This window comes from Butyricicoccus faecihominis, from assembly GCF_014648015.1.
In the GTDB taxonomy this organism is placed as follows: Bacteria; Bacillota; Clostridia; order Oscillospirales; family Butyricicoccaceae; genus Agathobaculum; species Agathobaculum butyriciproducens.
Genome location: NZ_BMQH01000015.1, coordinates 17,095 through 31,978 on the forward strand (window position 1 = coordinate 17,095; position 14,884 = coordinate 31,978).

The 14,884-nt window shown below is 54.5% G+C and carries 15 protein-coding genes; 11 read left to right on the top strand and 4 right to left on the bottom strand.

What is annotated here, in order from left to right; all coding sequences use genetic code 11:
* Positions 1-71 precede the first annotated feature (71 nt).
* Positions 72-1,412: a butyryl-CoA:acetate CoA-transferase gene (locus IEY11_RS12965; RefSeq protein ID WP_188886767.1), complete on the bottom strand. Its 1,341-nt coding sequence runs from the start codon at positions 1,410-1,412 to the stop codon at positions 72-74.
* Positions 1,413-1,720: 308 nt separating this feature from the next.
* Between IEY11_RS12965 and IEY11_RS12970 the strand changes: the two genes are divergently transcribed.
* From IEY11_RS12970 to IEY11_RS13015, 10 genes are all read left to right on the top strand, one after another.
* Positions 1,721-2,587: a transporter substrate-binding domain-containing protein gene (locus tag IEY11_RS12970; protein ID WP_188886768.1), complete on the top strand. Its 867-nt coding sequence runs from the start codon at positions 1,721-1,723 to the stop codon at positions 2,585-2,587.
* Between the two features lie 100 nt (positions 2,588-2,687).
* The gene (locus IEY11_RS12975) at positions 2,688-3,326 is read left to right on the top strand and encodes an amino acid ABC transporter permease (protein ID WP_117492066.1); all 639 of its coding nucleotides are present in this window, start codon (positions 2,688-2,690) and stop codon (positions 3,324-3,326) included.
* A 12-nt stretch (positions 3,327-3,338) separates the two neighbouring features.
* A complete protein-coding gene (locus IEY11_RS12980) occupies positions 3,339-4,127 on the top strand; it encodes an amino acid ABC transporter ATP-binding protein (RefSeq protein ID WP_279289191.1) in 789 nt (262 codons plus the stop codon).
* Between the two features lie 285 nt (positions 4,128-4,412).
* The gene (locus IEY11_RS12985; RefSeq protein ID WP_227600691.1) at positions 4,413-5,594 is read left to right on the top strand and encodes a 4-hydroxybutyrate dehydrogenase; all 1,182 of its coding nucleotides are present in this window, start codon (positions 4,413-4,415) and stop codon (positions 5,592-5,594) included.
* Positions 5,595-5,703: 109 nt separating this feature from the next.
* The gene (locus IEY11_RS12990; RefSeq protein WP_118481065.1) at positions 5,704-7,149 is read left to right on the top strand and encodes a 4-hydroxyphenylacetate 3-hydroxylase family protein; all 1,446 of its coding nucleotides are present in this window, start codon (positions 5,704-5,706) and stop codon (positions 7,147-7,149) included.
* Positions 7,150-7,266: 117 nt separating this feature from the next.
* Positions 7,267-7,542: a hypothetical protein gene (locus IEY11_RS12995; protein WP_188886769.1), complete on the top strand. Its 276-nt coding sequence runs from the start codon at positions 7,267-7,269 to the stop codon at positions 7,540-7,542.
* Between the two features lie 44 nt (positions 7,543-7,586).
* Positions 7,587-9,143: an acyl CoA:acetate/3-ketoacid CoA transferase gene (locus tag IEY11_RS13000; RefSeq protein ID WP_119194587.1), complete on the top strand. Its 1,557-nt coding sequence runs from the start codon at positions 7,587-7,589 to the stop codon at positions 9,141-9,143.
* A 191-nt stretch (positions 9,144-9,334) separates the two neighbouring features.
* Positions 9,335-10,525 (top strand): acetyl-CoA C-acetyltransferase, encoded by a 1,191-nt coding sequence (locus tag IEY11_RS13005; protein ID WP_118481064.1) that lies wholly within the window; start codon positions 9,335-9,337, stop codon positions 10,523-10,525.
* 324 nt (positions 10,526-10,849) lie between these two features.
* The gene (locus tag IEY11_RS13010) at positions 10,850-11,668 is read left to right on the top strand and encodes an enoyl-CoA hydratase-related protein (RefSeq protein ID WP_118286159.1); all 819 of its coding nucleotides are present in this window, start codon (positions 10,850-10,852) and stop codon (positions 11,666-11,668) included.
* Between the two features lie 114 nt (positions 11,669-11,782).
* Complete coding sequence (locus tag IEY11_RS13015; RefSeq protein ID WP_188886770.1) at positions 11,783-12,658, top strand: 3-hydroxyacyl-CoA dehydrogenase family protein; 876 nt, start codon at positions 11,783-11,785, stop codon at positions 12,656-12,658.
* 165 nt (positions 12,659-12,823) lie between these two features.
* On the opposite strand, the gene IEY11_RS13020 is transcribed toward IEY11_RS13015, so the two are convergent.
* Together IEY11_RS13020 and IEY11_RS13025 are read right to left on the bottom strand one after the other, a co-directional pair.
* A complete protein-coding gene (locus tag IEY11_RS13020) occupies positions 12,824-13,351 on the bottom strand; it encodes a spore maturation protein (protein WP_308744399.1) in 528 nt (175 codons plus the stop codon).
* Between the two features lie 123 nt (positions 13,352-13,474).
* Positions 13,475-14,059 carry a nucleoside recognition domain-containing protein gene (locus IEY11_RS13025; RefSeq protein WP_110437394.1) on the bottom strand — a complete coding sequence of 195 codons (585 nt, stop codon included), beginning with the start codon at positions 14,057-14,059 and terminating at the stop codon, positions 13,475-13,477.
* Positions 14,060-14,146: 87 nt separating this feature from the next.
* Here IEY11_RS13025 and IEY11_RS13030 point away from each other — a divergent pair, with 87 nt between their 5' ends.
* The gene (locus IEY11_RS13030) at positions 14,147-14,389 is read left to right on the top strand and encodes an AbrB/MazE/SpoVT family DNA-binding domain-containing protein (protein ID WP_110437393.1); all 243 of its coding nucleotides are present in this window, start codon (positions 14,147-14,149) and stop codon (positions 14,387-14,389) included.
* 67 nt (positions 14,390-14,456) lie between these two features.
* On the opposite strand, the gene spoIIID is transcribed toward IEY11_RS13030, so the two are convergent.
* Positions 14,457-14,729, bottom strand: coding sequence for a sporulation transcriptional regulator SpoIIID (gene spoIIID / locus IEY11_RS13035; RefSeq protein ID WP_117492171.1), 273 nt, complete (start codon positions 14,727-14,729; stop codon positions 14,457-14,459).
* Positions 14,730-14,884: the final 155 nt, after the last annotated feature.

Here is a 14,884-nt window from a genome sequence, read left to right on the forward strand (position 1 = left end):
TGTTTTCACAGAGCGTTTTCTTATAAACAGTAGCAAACACCGTGCGGAACTGTCGTTCCGCTGACAGCATTTTATCTCTTATTAGAGCGCTTCCAGATACGCATCTTCTCCGCTTCCTGAATCAGCTGCTCGCGGAAATCCGGATGCGCAACCGAGATCAGAGCCTCCGCACGCTGCCATGCAGTCAGACCCTTGAGGTTCACCTTGCCGTACTCGGTGACAAACCAGTGCGCGCACGGACGGGCATCGGTAACGACCGAGCCGTTCTCAAGCGTCGGACGAATGCGGCTCTCGAGCGTGCCGTCCTTCTTCTTAAAGGTGGACGAGCAGCAGATGAAGCTCTTGCCGCCCTTGGACAGATACGCGCCCAGAACGAAGTCCAGCTGGCCGCCTGCACCGGAAATCTGCTTGACACCGGCACTTTCTGCGTTCATCTGACCGAACAGATCCACATCCACGATATTGTTGATGGAAATGAAATTGTCGATCTGTGCAATGGTGCGCGCATCGTTGGTATAGGATACCGGTGCAGACATGCACTCCGGATTATCATTTACAAAATCGTACAGCTTCTGGGTGCCTGCGCCGAACGCGAACACCTGACGGCCGCGGTCGATGGCCTTCTTCGAGCCGTTGATCTTGCCTGCACGGGAAATGTCAACGAAAGCGTCAACGTACATCTCGGTATGAACGCCGAGGTCCTTCAGGTCGGACTCCGCGATCATCGAGCCTACGGTATTCGGCATGCCGCCGATGCCCAGCTGCAGGCACGCGCCGTTCGGGATTTCCTCCACGATCAGCTTTGCAACCGCCTTATCAACCTCGGTCGGCTCGCCGCCTGCGCCCATCTGCGGCATTTCGGTGTCGCTCTCAACGATCATATCCACCTGCGAAATGTGAATGCCGTCCTCAAAGCCGCCAAGGCAGCGCGGCATATACTTGTTGACCTCAACGATAATAACATCGGATACATCGCAGACGGCTTTCAGGTGCGAAGCCTGCGGACCGAAGCTGAACCAGCCATGTGCGTCCATCGGCGCCACCTGAATCATGGCTACATTGACATGACGGACGTTCTCGCGGTACCAGCGCGGCATCTCGGAGTAGCGCAGTGCGCTGTAAAAGCCGAAGCCCTCCATGCAGGCCTTGCGCTCAATGCCGGACATGTGCCACGAGTTCCAGGTGATCTTATCGGCTGCATCCGGAATATCGAATACCGCCGGTCGGCGCATGAGTACGCCGCCGCGGAAGTTTACGTCCTCCAGCTCGCCCATGCGGGCCGCAAGTGCCTTGTCCAGTGCAACAGGCGTACCCGTACACCAGCCGTAGTCTACCCAGTCACCCGATTTAACAACTTTAACGGCTTCATCCGCCGTTGTCAGCTTCTGCTGATACAGTGCAGTATAATCCACGCTGATTCCCTCCGTCTTACTTGTTCTTCATTGTTTATTCTTTAACAATCATGCTTACTTATGATTATAATCTCTTTTGGGGTACAGGTCAACACAGGTTCGCAAAAAAGAGTGAGAATCCATTCAAACCGCTTCCCGCCCTCTTTCCCTTATATTTCACCCGGTTATTTTAGATTTTGCACAAAATACCGCCCGGTTACCCTTCAAAAATACTGAAAATCCGCATGAAAATCAGGGGTTGATTTTCTGCGCTAAAGTGTTATAATAGTAAACAAGATATGAACCGAATTACAGGAGGTTTTCTAAAAATGAAGACGAAGAAACTTCTCGCACTGCTGATGGCAGGCGCAATGAGTGTATCCATGCTGTCCGGCTGCGGTGGCTCTGCTGCCAAGACCGACGACTCGAGCGCCGATGCGGCTGACACCTCAGCTTCCGCTGAGAGCGATATGGATTATGTAAAGAGCAACGGCAAGCTGGTCATCGGCATCACGGATTTCGCACCGATGGATTATAAGGAAGACGGCTCGGACGAGTGGGTCGGCTTTGACGCGGACATGGCAAAGGCTTTCGCTGAGAGCCTGGGCGTAGAAGCTGAGTTCATCGAGATCAACTGGGACAACAAGATCATGGAGCTGGATTCCAAGGGCGTTGACGCCGTTTGGAACGGCATGACCCTGACCGATGAGGTCAAGACCTCCATGAACTGCTCCGACCCGTATGCAACCAACGCACAGGTAGTCGTTGTTCCGTCCGACAAGGCCGACGCTGCCAAGGACATCGACTCTATCAAGGATATGACCTTCGCGGTTGAGTCCGGCTCCGCCGGTGAGGCTGCTGCACAGGCTGCCGGTCTGAATGCAACCGCAGTTCAGTCTCAGGCTGACGCACTGATGGAGGTTGCCGCAGGCACCTCTGATGCCTGCGTGATCGACCTGCTGATGGCAGGCGCTATGATCGGCGAGGGTACCAGCTACCCGAACCTGACCTACACCGTAAACCTCAACGAGGCCAACGGCGAGGAGGACGAGAACTACGTTGTAGGCTTCCGCAAGGATTCTGACCTGACCGAAGCATTCAACGAGTTCTATAAGGCTGCCTCCGATGACGGCGTGGTTCTGGCTTTGGCTCAGAAGTACGGCGTACAGGAAGCAATCGTAGATCCGGAGGCTTAACTCCCATTCCCCCAGTTAATATAAGGCAGAAGGCGGACTACCGTCTTCTGCCTTATGTGTCACAGGAAATAAAGTAAAAAAGAGGTAAAGAGGAAACGACATGTTTGCCAATGTAACACTTAGCCTGATGGGCGGCTTTGTTACCACCGTACAGCTTTTCTGCCTGACGCTGGTATTCGCTCTGCCGCTCGGTCTGCTTATCAGCTTCGGCTCGATGAGCCGCATTACACCGCTGCGCGCACTCATCAAAATCATCGTCTGGATCGTCCGCGGCACGCCGCTTATGCTCCAGATCATCATCATTTTCTACGGTCCTGCCCTGCTGTGGGATATTTCCCTGCCGCGCTTCACCGCTGCGCTGGTTGCGTTTGTCATCAACTACGCCTGCTACTTCTCGGAGATCTTCCGCGGCGGCATTCAGGGCATTCCGAGCGGTCAGTATGAAGCCGGTCAGGTGCTCGGCATGACCAAAAGCCAGATTTTCTTCAAGGTAACGCTGCTGCAGGTCATCAAGCGCGTTATCCCGCCGATGGGCAACGAGTTTATCAACCTTGTTAAAGATACCGCACTGGCGCGTACCATCGCGGTATACGAGGTGCTGTGGATGGGCGAAAAGTTCATCAAGAGCGCCGGTATCATCTGGCCGCTGTTCTACACTGCCGTATTCTACCTGCTGTTCAACGGTATTCTGACCCTGCTGTTCGGCTGGATCGAAAAGAAAATGGATTACTTTAAATAAGGAGGAGCCGTTATGCCTATTCTGGAGGTACAGCACCTTTATAAGAGCTTCGGCTCTACCAAGGTGCTGAAAGACATCAGCTTTACATTGGAGCGCGGCAAGGCGCTTGCCATCATCGGCTCGTCCGGTTCGGGCAAGACCACGCTGCTGCGCTGCCTGAATTTTCTCGAAACCCCGAATGAGGGTAAGATCATTGTAAACGGCGAGACACTGCTCGACGCTGCCGACCATGCCGCCAAGAGCGATGCGCAGATCCGCAAGAACCGTCTGCACTTCGGCATGGTGTTCCAGTCGTTCAACCTGTTCCCGCAGTACACTGCACTGGAGAACGTCATGCTCGCTCCCCTGCTGCAAGCCAAGGAACGCCCGGACTACAAGCAGAACAAGCGCGAGATTCACGAGCAGATCGAGCACCGCGCCATCGAGCTGCTCGAGATGATGAGCCTCGAGGGCCGCATGAGCCACTATCCGCACCAGCTGTCCGGCGGTCAGCAGCAGCGTGTCGCCATTGCGCGTGCGCTCGCGCTCAAGCCGGATATCCTGTGCTTCGATGAGCCGACCTCGGCGCTCGACCCCGAGCTGACCGGCGAGGTGCTGCGCGTTATCCGCTCACTGGCGGACCAGCACACCACCATGATCATCGTCACCCACGAGATGGCGTTTGCCCGCGATGTGGCCGATCATGTCGTGTTCATGGACAGCGGCACCATCGTTGAGGAGGGCACGCCGACAGAGGTATTTGAAAATGCGCATAACGAGCGAACACGCGCATTTTTGAGCCGTTTTTCGCAAAACAGCTAAAGAACGGAAATTTATGCAAAAACTTTTCGGTACTTTTCACCATTACCCCATTTACAAATCACAATAAATACGTTAAAATAGTCCCGTAATAAGATTGCGGGACTTTTTATTGTCTTTTTGTACAGGTTTAGTTGGTCAATTTTTGATGAAATTATTGTTTGTTTATGTTGAAGTTTTGGCGCAAATTTGCTACAATAAGAACACAGGAAAAAACCACCCTGTAAAATCATGTAATAAAAAGCCGCACGGCCTTTTATAAAATTTTTGATTGGAGATGTTTCTACTATGGCTATGGATGCTTTCAGCGCCTCCCTGATGAAGGACAAGAGAGAGATCGTCATTGCCCCGACTATTTACAAGTTTGACACCTTTGGTGCTTTCGCTGAGGAGTTCAAGCTGGGCGAGCGCGACGTCGTTCTGACCAACGAATTCATCTACAAGCCCTTCATGGAAGAGCTTGGCCTCAAGAGCAAGTTCGTATTCCAGGAGAAGTTCGGTGCAGGCGAGCCTTCCGAGGCTATGATCGAGACCATGTACGAGGCTATTCCGTACGATTCCTACGACCGCGTAATCGCAGTAGGCGGCGGTGCTATCATGGACCTTTGCAAGCTGCTCGGCTGCAAGCGCCCGACCTCCGTACATGAGCTGTACTTCAAGCGCGAGCCTGTTGTACATGAGAAGGAAGTTATCGCTATCCCGACCACCTGCGGTACCGGTTCTGAGGTTACCAACATTTCTGTTGCTATCGTTAAGGACGAGAAGGACGGCAAGCTGACCGGCGGCGATACCAAGCTCGGCCTGGTTTCCGACGACATCATCCCGAACAAGGTTTGCCTGGTTCCGGATCTGCTTAAGACCCTGCCGTACAAGCCGTTCGCAGCATCCGCTATCGATGCTCTGATCCACGCTACCGAGTCTTTCCTGTCCCCGCACCGCAAGACCGTTACCTCCGAGATGTTCTCCGTTAAGGCTATGGAGATGATCCTCGAGGGCTTCCGCCGCATCGCTCTGGAAGGCCCGGACGCTCGTATGGATTACCTCGGCGAGTTCGTTCATGCTTCCCTGTTCGCAGGCATCGCATTCCTGAAGGCCGGCTGTGCAACCGTACACGGCATGTCCTTCCCGCTCGGCGGCACCTACCATGTTCCGCACGGCGAGTCCAACTACGCTCTGTTCGGCAAGATCCTCGAGATGTACGACGAGTACGAGCCGGCTGGCGAGCTGGGCAAGTTCAAGGAAATCGTTGCTCGCTGCCTGGGCTGCACCAAGGAAGACGCTCTGCGCACCCTGAACGTAACCCTGGAGAAGGTTCTGCACCTGAAGCCGCTGCATGAGTACGGCTTCAAGGAAGAGGACGTTAAGGCATTTGCACTGTCTGTTGATGCAAACCAGCAGCGTCTGATCACCAACTCTTACCGTCCGTGGAGCATCGAGCTCAGCGAGCGCGTATACAAAGAGTGCTTCTAATTTCCGCATGTAACGCCTGAATAGGGCGGGGAGTCCCGTCTCCCCGCCCTATTTTCTTTATTCATGTTATGTGTACCAAATTGTAATGAGAAAGGATACTTGATCACTTATGATGACCAAAGACCAGTACATTGAGTCCCTGCGCAAGCTGAACCTCAACCTGTATATGTTCGGCAAGAAGGTAGAGAACCCGGTTGACGACCCGGTTATCCGTCCTTCCCTGAACTCCTTCGCCGCTACCTACGAGCTGGCCGAGGACCCGCAGTATCAGGATCTGATGACTGCTACCTCCCACATCTCCGGCAAGAAGATCAACCGCTTCACCCACATGCATCAGTCCACCGACGACCTGATCAAGAAGGTTAAGATGCAGCGTCTGCTCGGTCAGAAGACCGCAGCCTGCTTCCAGCGCTGCGTAGGCATGGACGCTATGAACGCTGTATTCTCCTCCACCTACGAGATCGACGAGGCTTGCGGCACCAAGTACCACGAGAACTTCCTCAAGTTCCTGACCCGCGTACAGGACGAGGATCTCGCAGTTGACGGCGCTATGACCGACGTTAAGGGCGACCGTTCCCTCGCTCCGTCCAAGCAGGCTGACCCGGATCTGTTCCTGCACGTTGTAGAGCGCACCGCTGACGGCGTTTACGTTACCGGCGCTAAGGCTCACCAGACCGGCTTCGTAAACTCTCACGAGGTTCTGGTAATGCCGACCATCTCCATGCGTGAGGGCGACGAGGACTACGCGATCTCCTTCGCAGTTCCGACCGATTCCAAGGGCATCACCCTGATCTACGGCCGTCAGTCCTGCGACACCCGCAAGATGGAAGAGTACAACGACATCGACGTTGGCAACAAGGTATACGGCGGCCACGAAGTTCTCGTTATCTTCGACCGCGTATTCGTTCCGAACGACCGCATCTTCCTCAACGGCGAAGTTAAGTTTGCCGGCATGATCGTAGAGCGTTTCGCAGGCTATCACCGTCAGTCTTACGGCGGCTGCAAGGTCGGCGTAGGCGACGTTCTGATCGGCGCTACCGCTCTGGCTGGCGATATGGCTGGCTCCTCCAAGGCTTCCCACGTTAAGGACAAGCTGATCGAGATGACCCACCTGAACGAGACCCTGTACTGCTGCGGTATCGCTTGCTCCTCTCAGGGCACCAAGACCAAGGCAGGCAACTATCTGATCGACCTGCTGCTGGCTAACGTCTGCAAGCAGAACGTTACCCGCTTCCCGTACGAGATCGCTCGTCTGGCACAGGATCTGGCAGGTGGCCTGATGGTAACCCAGCCGTCCGAGGCTGATTACCGCAACCCGGAGCTCAAGCCGTACATCGAGAAGTACCTCAAGGGCGTTGCTTCCGTTCCGACTGAGGACCGTATGCGTCTGCTGCGCCTGATCGAGAACATGACCATGGGTACTGCAGCTGTCGGCTATCTGCCGGAGTCCATGCACGGTGCAGGCTCGCCGCAGGCTCAGCGCATCATGATTGCCCGTCAGTCCAACCTTGAAATGAAGAAGGAACTGGCAAAGAAGATTGCTCGCATCAAGTAATCTCTGAGCAAACTATAGGCACTCATGGAGCACCCGTGAGTGCCTGTGTTTGTGTTATTACCCATTGTTTCCCTATGGTAACATTCGGAAATGCTACATAGAAAGGGGTTGTGCGCCTTGCTTCGCTGCACAGTAAAATTCTGCGGCGGCTGCAATCCGCGCTATGAGCGCGGCGATGCCTACAAGGCGATTTGCGCTGCCCTTCTGGATACCGCCTCATTCTCCTATCCGGAGGACGGTGTTCCATATGACGTACTGCTGATCCTGCGCGGCTGCACCGGCTGTCCGTATCTCTATGAGGAGATCGAAGCCACGCACCGTGTTGTTGTTGCCGCAGCGGATGAGATTCCGCAGGCGATAGATAGAATCAGGTCTTTCACGTCGCAGGCGTGACCACTGTAAAACCGGTCGCACTATTATCAGGAGGATTGATAAACATGAAGAAAGTAAGCATCATCACCGCGGAGGAAGCTGCTCTGAAGGTTCAGGACGGCGATACCATTGCTACCGGCGGTTTCGTATCCTGTGCTTGCCCGGAGACCCTTTCCAAGGCTCTCGAGAAGCGTTTTCTTGAGACCGGCCACCCGCAGAACCTGACCCTGTTCTTTGCAGCCGGTCAGGGCCACCGCGATGGCACCGGCGGTGACCATTACGGCCATGAAGGCATGGTTAAGCGCGTTATCGGCGGCCACTGGGACCGTGCTCCGAAGCTCGGCGAGCTGGCTCTGAACAACAAGATCGAGGCTTACAACCTGCCGCAGGGCGTTATCTCGCACATGTACCGCGATATCGCTGCTCACAACATCGGCACCATCACCCACGTTGGCCTGAAGACCTTCGCTGACCCGCGCAACGGCGGCGGCAAGCTGAACGACGTTACCAAGGAAGATCTGGTAAAGATCGTTAACATCGAGGGTCAGGAGCGCCTGCTGTACAAGGGCTTCCCGATCAACGTTGTATTCCTGCGTGCTTCCTACTGCGATGAGTACGGCAACTGCACCGTACATCGTGAGATCGGTCCTCTGGACGTAACTGCTATGGCTCAGGCCTGCAAGAACTCCGGCGGCAAGGTAATCGTTCAGGTTGAGAAGATCGTACAGGGCGGTTCTCTGGACCCGAAGCTGGTTGCTATCCCGGGCATCTATGTTGACTCTGTTGTAGTCGGCACCGATGAGGAGAACATGCAGTGCCTCGGCATGCCGTACGACGGCGCGCTGACCGGCGAATTCCGCATCCCGGTTGACGCTATCCCGCCGATCCCGATGGACGCTAAGAAGATCATCGCCCGCCGTGCTGCTATGGAGCTGCCGCAGGATGCTATCGTAAACCTCGGCACCGGCGCACCGGAGAAGATCGCTAACGTAGCTGCTGAAGAAGGCATCTCCGACAAGATGACCCTGACCGTTGAGGCAGGCTCCATCGCAGGTGTACCGTACGGCGGCACCCAGTTCGGCGCTGCTGCTAACGCACAGTGCATCATCCCGCACAACGTACAGTTCGACTTCTATCAGGGCGGCGGCCTTGACGTTGCATTCCTCGGCCTGGCTGAGACTGCTCCGAACGGCGATCTGAACGTATCCAAGTTCGGCACCCGTCTGGCAGGTGCAGGCGGCTTCATCGACATCACCCAGAACGCCAAGAAGGTTGTTTACTGCGGCACCTTCACTGCAAAGGGCCTCAAGACTGAGTGCAAGGACGGCAAGCTCGTTATCACCCAGGAAGGCGCTAAGAAGAAGTTCGTTAAGCAGGTTGAGCACATCACCTTCTCCGGCGATTACGCTAACGAGGTACATCAGCCGGTTCTGTACATCACCGAGCGCTGCGTATTTGAGCTGCGTCCGGAAGGCGTTACCCTGACCGAGATCGCTCCGGGCATCGACCTGCAGACCCAGATCCTCGACCAGATGGAATTCGTTCCGAAGATGGCTGACGAGATCAAGACCATGGACGCTCGCATCTTCCGTGACGAGCTGATGGGTCTGGCTAACGACTAATCAATTCTATTTGTGCAGATTATGCAAACGGAAACCGGCCTTTTCATATAATTTTACAGAATCGACCAGTTTCCCTTGCATTCTGCCGAATGGTTTGATAAAATATTAACGAACTCAAGAAAATCGAGTTTCCATCACCATGCGGCGGCATAGTTTTTTCGCCGCATCAGTAGAAAAGGAGAAACAGCTAAATGAACGTTTACATCTGTTCCGCTGCCCGTACTGCAATCGGCACTTACGGCGGCACCCTCCGCGATGTACACTCCTCCGAGCTTGGCACCGCTGCTGCAAAGGCAGCTATCGAGCGTGCAGGCGTTGACAAGGAAGCAATCGACGAGGTTCTGTTCGGTCAGGTACTGCAGGGCGGCGTAGGCCAGAACGTAGCACGTCAGGTTTGCCTGAAGTCTGGTCTGCCGATCACCACCCCGGCTATGACCCTGAACAAGGTTTGCGCTTCCTCCATGCGTGCCATCTCCCTCGGCACCCAGATCATCCGTTCCGGTGAGAACAAGATGATGCTGGTAGGCGGCTGCGAGTCTATGTCTGGTGCTCCGTACATCTCCCGCGATACCCGCTGGGGTGCTCGCATGGGCGACAAGAAGCTGGTCGATATGATGGTATACGACGGCGTATTTGATGTATTCAACCAGTACCACATGGGCATCACTGCAGAAAACGTAGCTGAAAAGTACGGCATCACCCGCGAAATGCAGGACGAGATCGCTCTCGCTTCCCAGCAGAAGGCAGCTGCTGCCATCGCTAACGGCCGCTTCAAGGACGAGATCGTTCCGATCGAAGTTAAGAAGAAGAAGGAAACCGTTATCTTTGATACCGACGAGCATGTAAAGCCGAACACCACTCTGGAGATCCTCGGCAAGCTGCGCCCGGCATTCAAGAAGGACGGCGGCACCGTAACCGCAGGCAACGCTTCCGGCATCAACGATGCAGGCGCTGCAATGATCATCGCTTCCGAGGAGTTCGTTAAGGCAAACGGCCTCAAGCCGCTGGCTAAGGTTCGTGCCTGGGGCTCTGTAGGCTGCGATCCGTCCATCATGGGCGTAGGTCCGATCGAGTCCACCCGTCAGGCTCTGTCCCGCGCAGGTCTGACCGTTGCTGACCTCGACCTGATCGAGTCCAACGAGGCATTTGCTGCACAGGCTGCTGCTGTTAACCGTGAGCTTGGCTTTGATATGGACAAGGTTAACGTAAACGGCGGCGCAATCGCTCTGGGTCACCCGATCGGTGCAGCCGGCTGCCGCATCACCACCACCCTGATCCACGAAATGATCAAGCGCGACCTGACCATCGGTCTGGCTACCATGTGCATCGGCGGCGGTATGGGCGAAGCTATCATCGTTGAGCGCGACGAGCTCTGCAAGTAACTTGCGCCTTGCACTCTAGGGGACTTCAGCCCGTAGGCCACTATCCTTATTCCGCCGCCGTGCGGCGATTTGATGAGCGCAAGTCCCCTAGATACACAAGGTAGTTCCTGACGAAACTACCTTGTGATACCCGAATGACGCCGCCCAAGGCGGCTGAGTCGGGGTGTAAAAACCGAGGTACACGCCCCCGGTTTTTACGAACAGAAGCTCGCTTCTGTTCTATTTTAACTGCAAACATCCTTTGGATGTTTGGTAATCTCCGAACGGAGATTGCTTTTGAGCGTTTTACGCTCATAGCACATATTCTGAAAGGAAGTCTTAAAAATGACTGACGTAGTAATCGAAAAAAAGGGTCATGTTGCGATCGTTAAGATCGAGCACATGAAGGCTATGAACGCTCTGTCCACCGACATGTACGCACAGCTGGAAGAGGCATTCGACGAGCTGGCTAAGGATCTGGACGACGTTTATGCAGTAGTTCTGACCGGTTCTTCCACCGTTAACAAGAAGGGCAAGACCGTTAACTCCTTCGTTGCAGGCGCTGACATCTCCGAGATGGCTACCAAGACCTGTGCAGAAGGCAAGCTGTTCGGCAACGAGTCCAACCGCGTTTGCTGGAAGATCGAGAACTTCAAGCGTCCGGTTATTGCTGCCATCAACGGTTTCTGCCTCGGCGGCGGCTGCGAGCTGGCTATGTCCTGCGACATCCGTCTCGCTTCCGAGAACGCTTCCTTCGGTCAGCCTGAAGTTGGTCTGGGCATCACCCCGGGCTGCGGCGGCACCCAGCGTCTGGCTCGCTTCGTAGGCGCAGGCAAGGCTAAGGAAATGCTGTACACCGCTCGCGCTAACTACACCGCTCAGGACGCTCTGGACATGGGCCTGGTTAACTACGTATATCCGCTGGAGAACCTGCTCGATGAGGCTGTAAAGCTGGCTGAGGAGATCGCTGCTCAGGCTCCGATCGCTGTTTCTCTGGTTAAGGAAGCTGTAAACGTTGGCATGCAGACCGACCTGAACTCCGCTCTGAAGTTCGAGGGCAACTGCTTCGCACAGTGCTTCGCTACCGAGGATCAGAAGTACGGCATGGCTTACTTCCTGGACAAGAACCGCGACAAGCCGGCTAAGGAATTCAAGAATAAGTAAGCATTGAGACAGTCGGACCGCACAATTCAAAACCAGATTGTGCGGTCTTGACTAATCAATATTCGCAATACCTGTTCATCCATCCGCAAAGAGTGAGAGAGAGGTTAATTTAGCATGAAAGTTTGTGTATTCGGCGCTGGCAACATGGGCGCACGCATCACTGAGGTATTTCTGAACGCAGGTCATGACGTTACCATGATCGACATCAAGCCGGAGTTCACCGAGCGCGGCAAGACCGTTATCACACACGATTACGAGTTCCTCGTAAGCAAGGGCAAGATGACCGCAGAGCGCAAGGACGAGCTGCTCGCTTCCCTCAAGACCTCGGTTGACCGCAAGGACGCTGCCGATGCTGACTTCATCATGGAAGTTATTCTGGAGCGCATGGATCTGAAGAAGGACCTGCTGGAGGATCTGGACAAGATCTGCCCCGCTCACACCATCTTCGCTTCCAACACTTCCGGTCTGTCCATCACCGAGATGGCTGCCTGCATCCCGCACCGTTCGGATAAGTTCATCGGCTGCCACTTCTTCAACCCGGCTCAGATCATGAAGCTGGTTGAGGTTACCCGCGCGATCCAGACTTCGGACGAAACCTTCCAGACCGCATTTGACCTGATGGCATCCCTGGGCAAGACCCCGGTTGCCGTTAAGGAAGGTCCTGGTTTCGTTGTAAACCGCATCCTGATTCCGATGATGAACGAGGCAATGGGTATCGTTGCTGACGGCATCGCTTCCCCTGCTGATGTCGACATTGCCATGCAGCTTGGCGCAGGCATGAAGTCCGGCCCGCTGCACACCGCTGACCTTGTTGGCCACGACGTAAACCTCGCAATCATGGAGACGCTGTACCGCGAGACCGGCGACCCGAAGTACCGTCCGCATCCGCTGATGCGTCAGATGGTTCGTGCCGGCTGGCTGGGCGTTAAGACCGGCAAGGGCTTCTTCGACTATGATGGTCCTTTCGGCAAGGAGATCGTGAAGAAGTAATCGCTTTGCAATATGAAAAGCATCTGTGCTTCGGCATAGATGCTTTTTTATATTCTCAGTCTGTAAATTTTTTCACACATTGCACAAATAGTGCAAGTAATGTTTATTTAATTCGCCAATTTTTGTCATAAGCTATGGTAATTTTTTAACATACACGATATAATATTAACTGTATGGGAAATATAATCTAACCAGTACCGCAGAGGCGGTAAATGCTGCCAGATCACCGCACAATGCCGCAAGAACAGCATATCTGGTTCGGTTCAAACCAAGGTGCCCGCTGTACACGCTGATCGTGTACAGACTGGTTTCCGAGGCTCCCAACATCACTGCGGCCACGCGTCCGGCATAGCTGTCCGGTCCGCAGCGTCGTATAATTTCACTGCCCATTGCCAGTCCCCCTCCTCCGCTGATCGGCTTCAGCAGGGTCAGGACTGTGCATTCTTTCGGTATGCCCAGTATACGCAGTGCGGGCGCGAGCACGCTTGCCGCAATATCAACGGCACCTGAGGCGCGCAGCATGAACACGACTGTCAGCATCCCGACCATAACAGGCAGTATCTGCACCGCGGTTTTCAAACCGACGGCTGCACCGCGCAGAAAAGTTGGAAATACGTCCACGCCTTTGCACAGCGCATACAGGCTGATTCCTGCCAAAAGTGCCGGAATGAGCGCGTTCTGCAAAACCTGCAATCATCTCCCTCCTTGTATTATTTCCCTCGCTTGGAAATTTTTTGTTGATCGTTTGCTTATTCGACAAATTTCTTGCTTTTCATGTGTGATAATACTACTTGTAAGGCGCACTTACCTGTCCCGCTATTCCCCATCCGGAAAAAATGGACGCAGCAGTTTACTGCTGAGCAGCACCGCCGCAACGGAAGCCGCAGAAGCTCCCCACACCGGCAGCATAATATCAAATGGCGCGTGTGCTCCGCAAGCCGCACGAACCGCCGCCACCGTAGACGGAATCAGCTGAATTGAGGTTGCGTTCAGCACGATCAGCGTCAGCACGGTATCCGGCGCTCCGCGTCGCCCTGCAAGAACATACAGCCGCTCTGACGCACGCAATCCCAACGGCGTTGCCGCGTTGGATAACCCCAGCAAATTTGCCGTTACATTGGCGCTTACCGCTTCCATCGCCTGTTTATCCTGCGATGCGCTTCCGAACAAGGGACGCAGAACAGGTGCCATCAGACGGGACAGCCGCTCTGCCAGTCCGGAAGCCTGCAGCAGCTCCATCACACCGCTCCAGAAGCACATCAGCCCGGTGATACTGATCGCCAGCGTGATCGCTTCCGAAGCCCCTGTGGGTACCGCTGCCGTAACCTCTGCCAGCCTGCCCGTGACCGCACCGCATAGCAGCGCCATACAAAGGAACACCGTCCAGATAACGGACAGCATATCGTGTTCCCCCCTTCTGTCCAACATCCCAAGTGAGTGGGATTTGGTAATACATTTTTTATGATGAAGAAATGGAGTGTGTTGAAAATGAAATCCACCGGTATTGTTCGTAAGGTTGATGAACTTGGTCGCATCGTGCTCCCGATTGAGCTGCGCCGCACTATGGGCATCGAAGTGAAGGACGCTCTGGAAATCTACGTTGACGGCGATCATATCGTCCTCAAGAAGTACGAGCCGTCCTGCGTATTCTGCGGTAACGCAAAGGACATTATCCACTTCAAGGGTAAGAATGTCTGCAGCGATTGCGCACATGAGCTCGGTCTGCTTTAAACCTTTACATAGCAACACTGTCACGCTGCTTCTGTTTGCCGACTTTCCGCTTGGAAAGTCGGTTTTTTTATTTTTCACCGCGTCGCTGCGCCGCTTCGGCGCGGTATTTCGCCTGTGTTGCTCTGCCGCCGCGTATGTGCCGCTCCTGCTTGTTCACCTGCAGAACGGTCTGTACGCGCTCATACAGCTCGGTATTCAGCTTTTGCAGGCGCGTTGTGATATCCTTATGTACGGTTGACTTGGATATTCCGAACCGTGCCGCAGTCTGCCGCACGGTGGCCTTCTGCTCAATCATGTACTGCGCCAGACGGATCGTGCGCTCCTCCGGTAAGCCCTTCACCGCTGTTTCCCTCCTGCCTGATGAGGTTTCATCTGTGACAGTGTATGTTGGTTCGGGGACAGTTAGAACGCATTTGTATCCGTTTGAGGGCAAAAGAAAACGCGCTGCTTACTGCAGCGCGTCAGTCTGTCAAAAAAGTATTATTTTAATTTTTA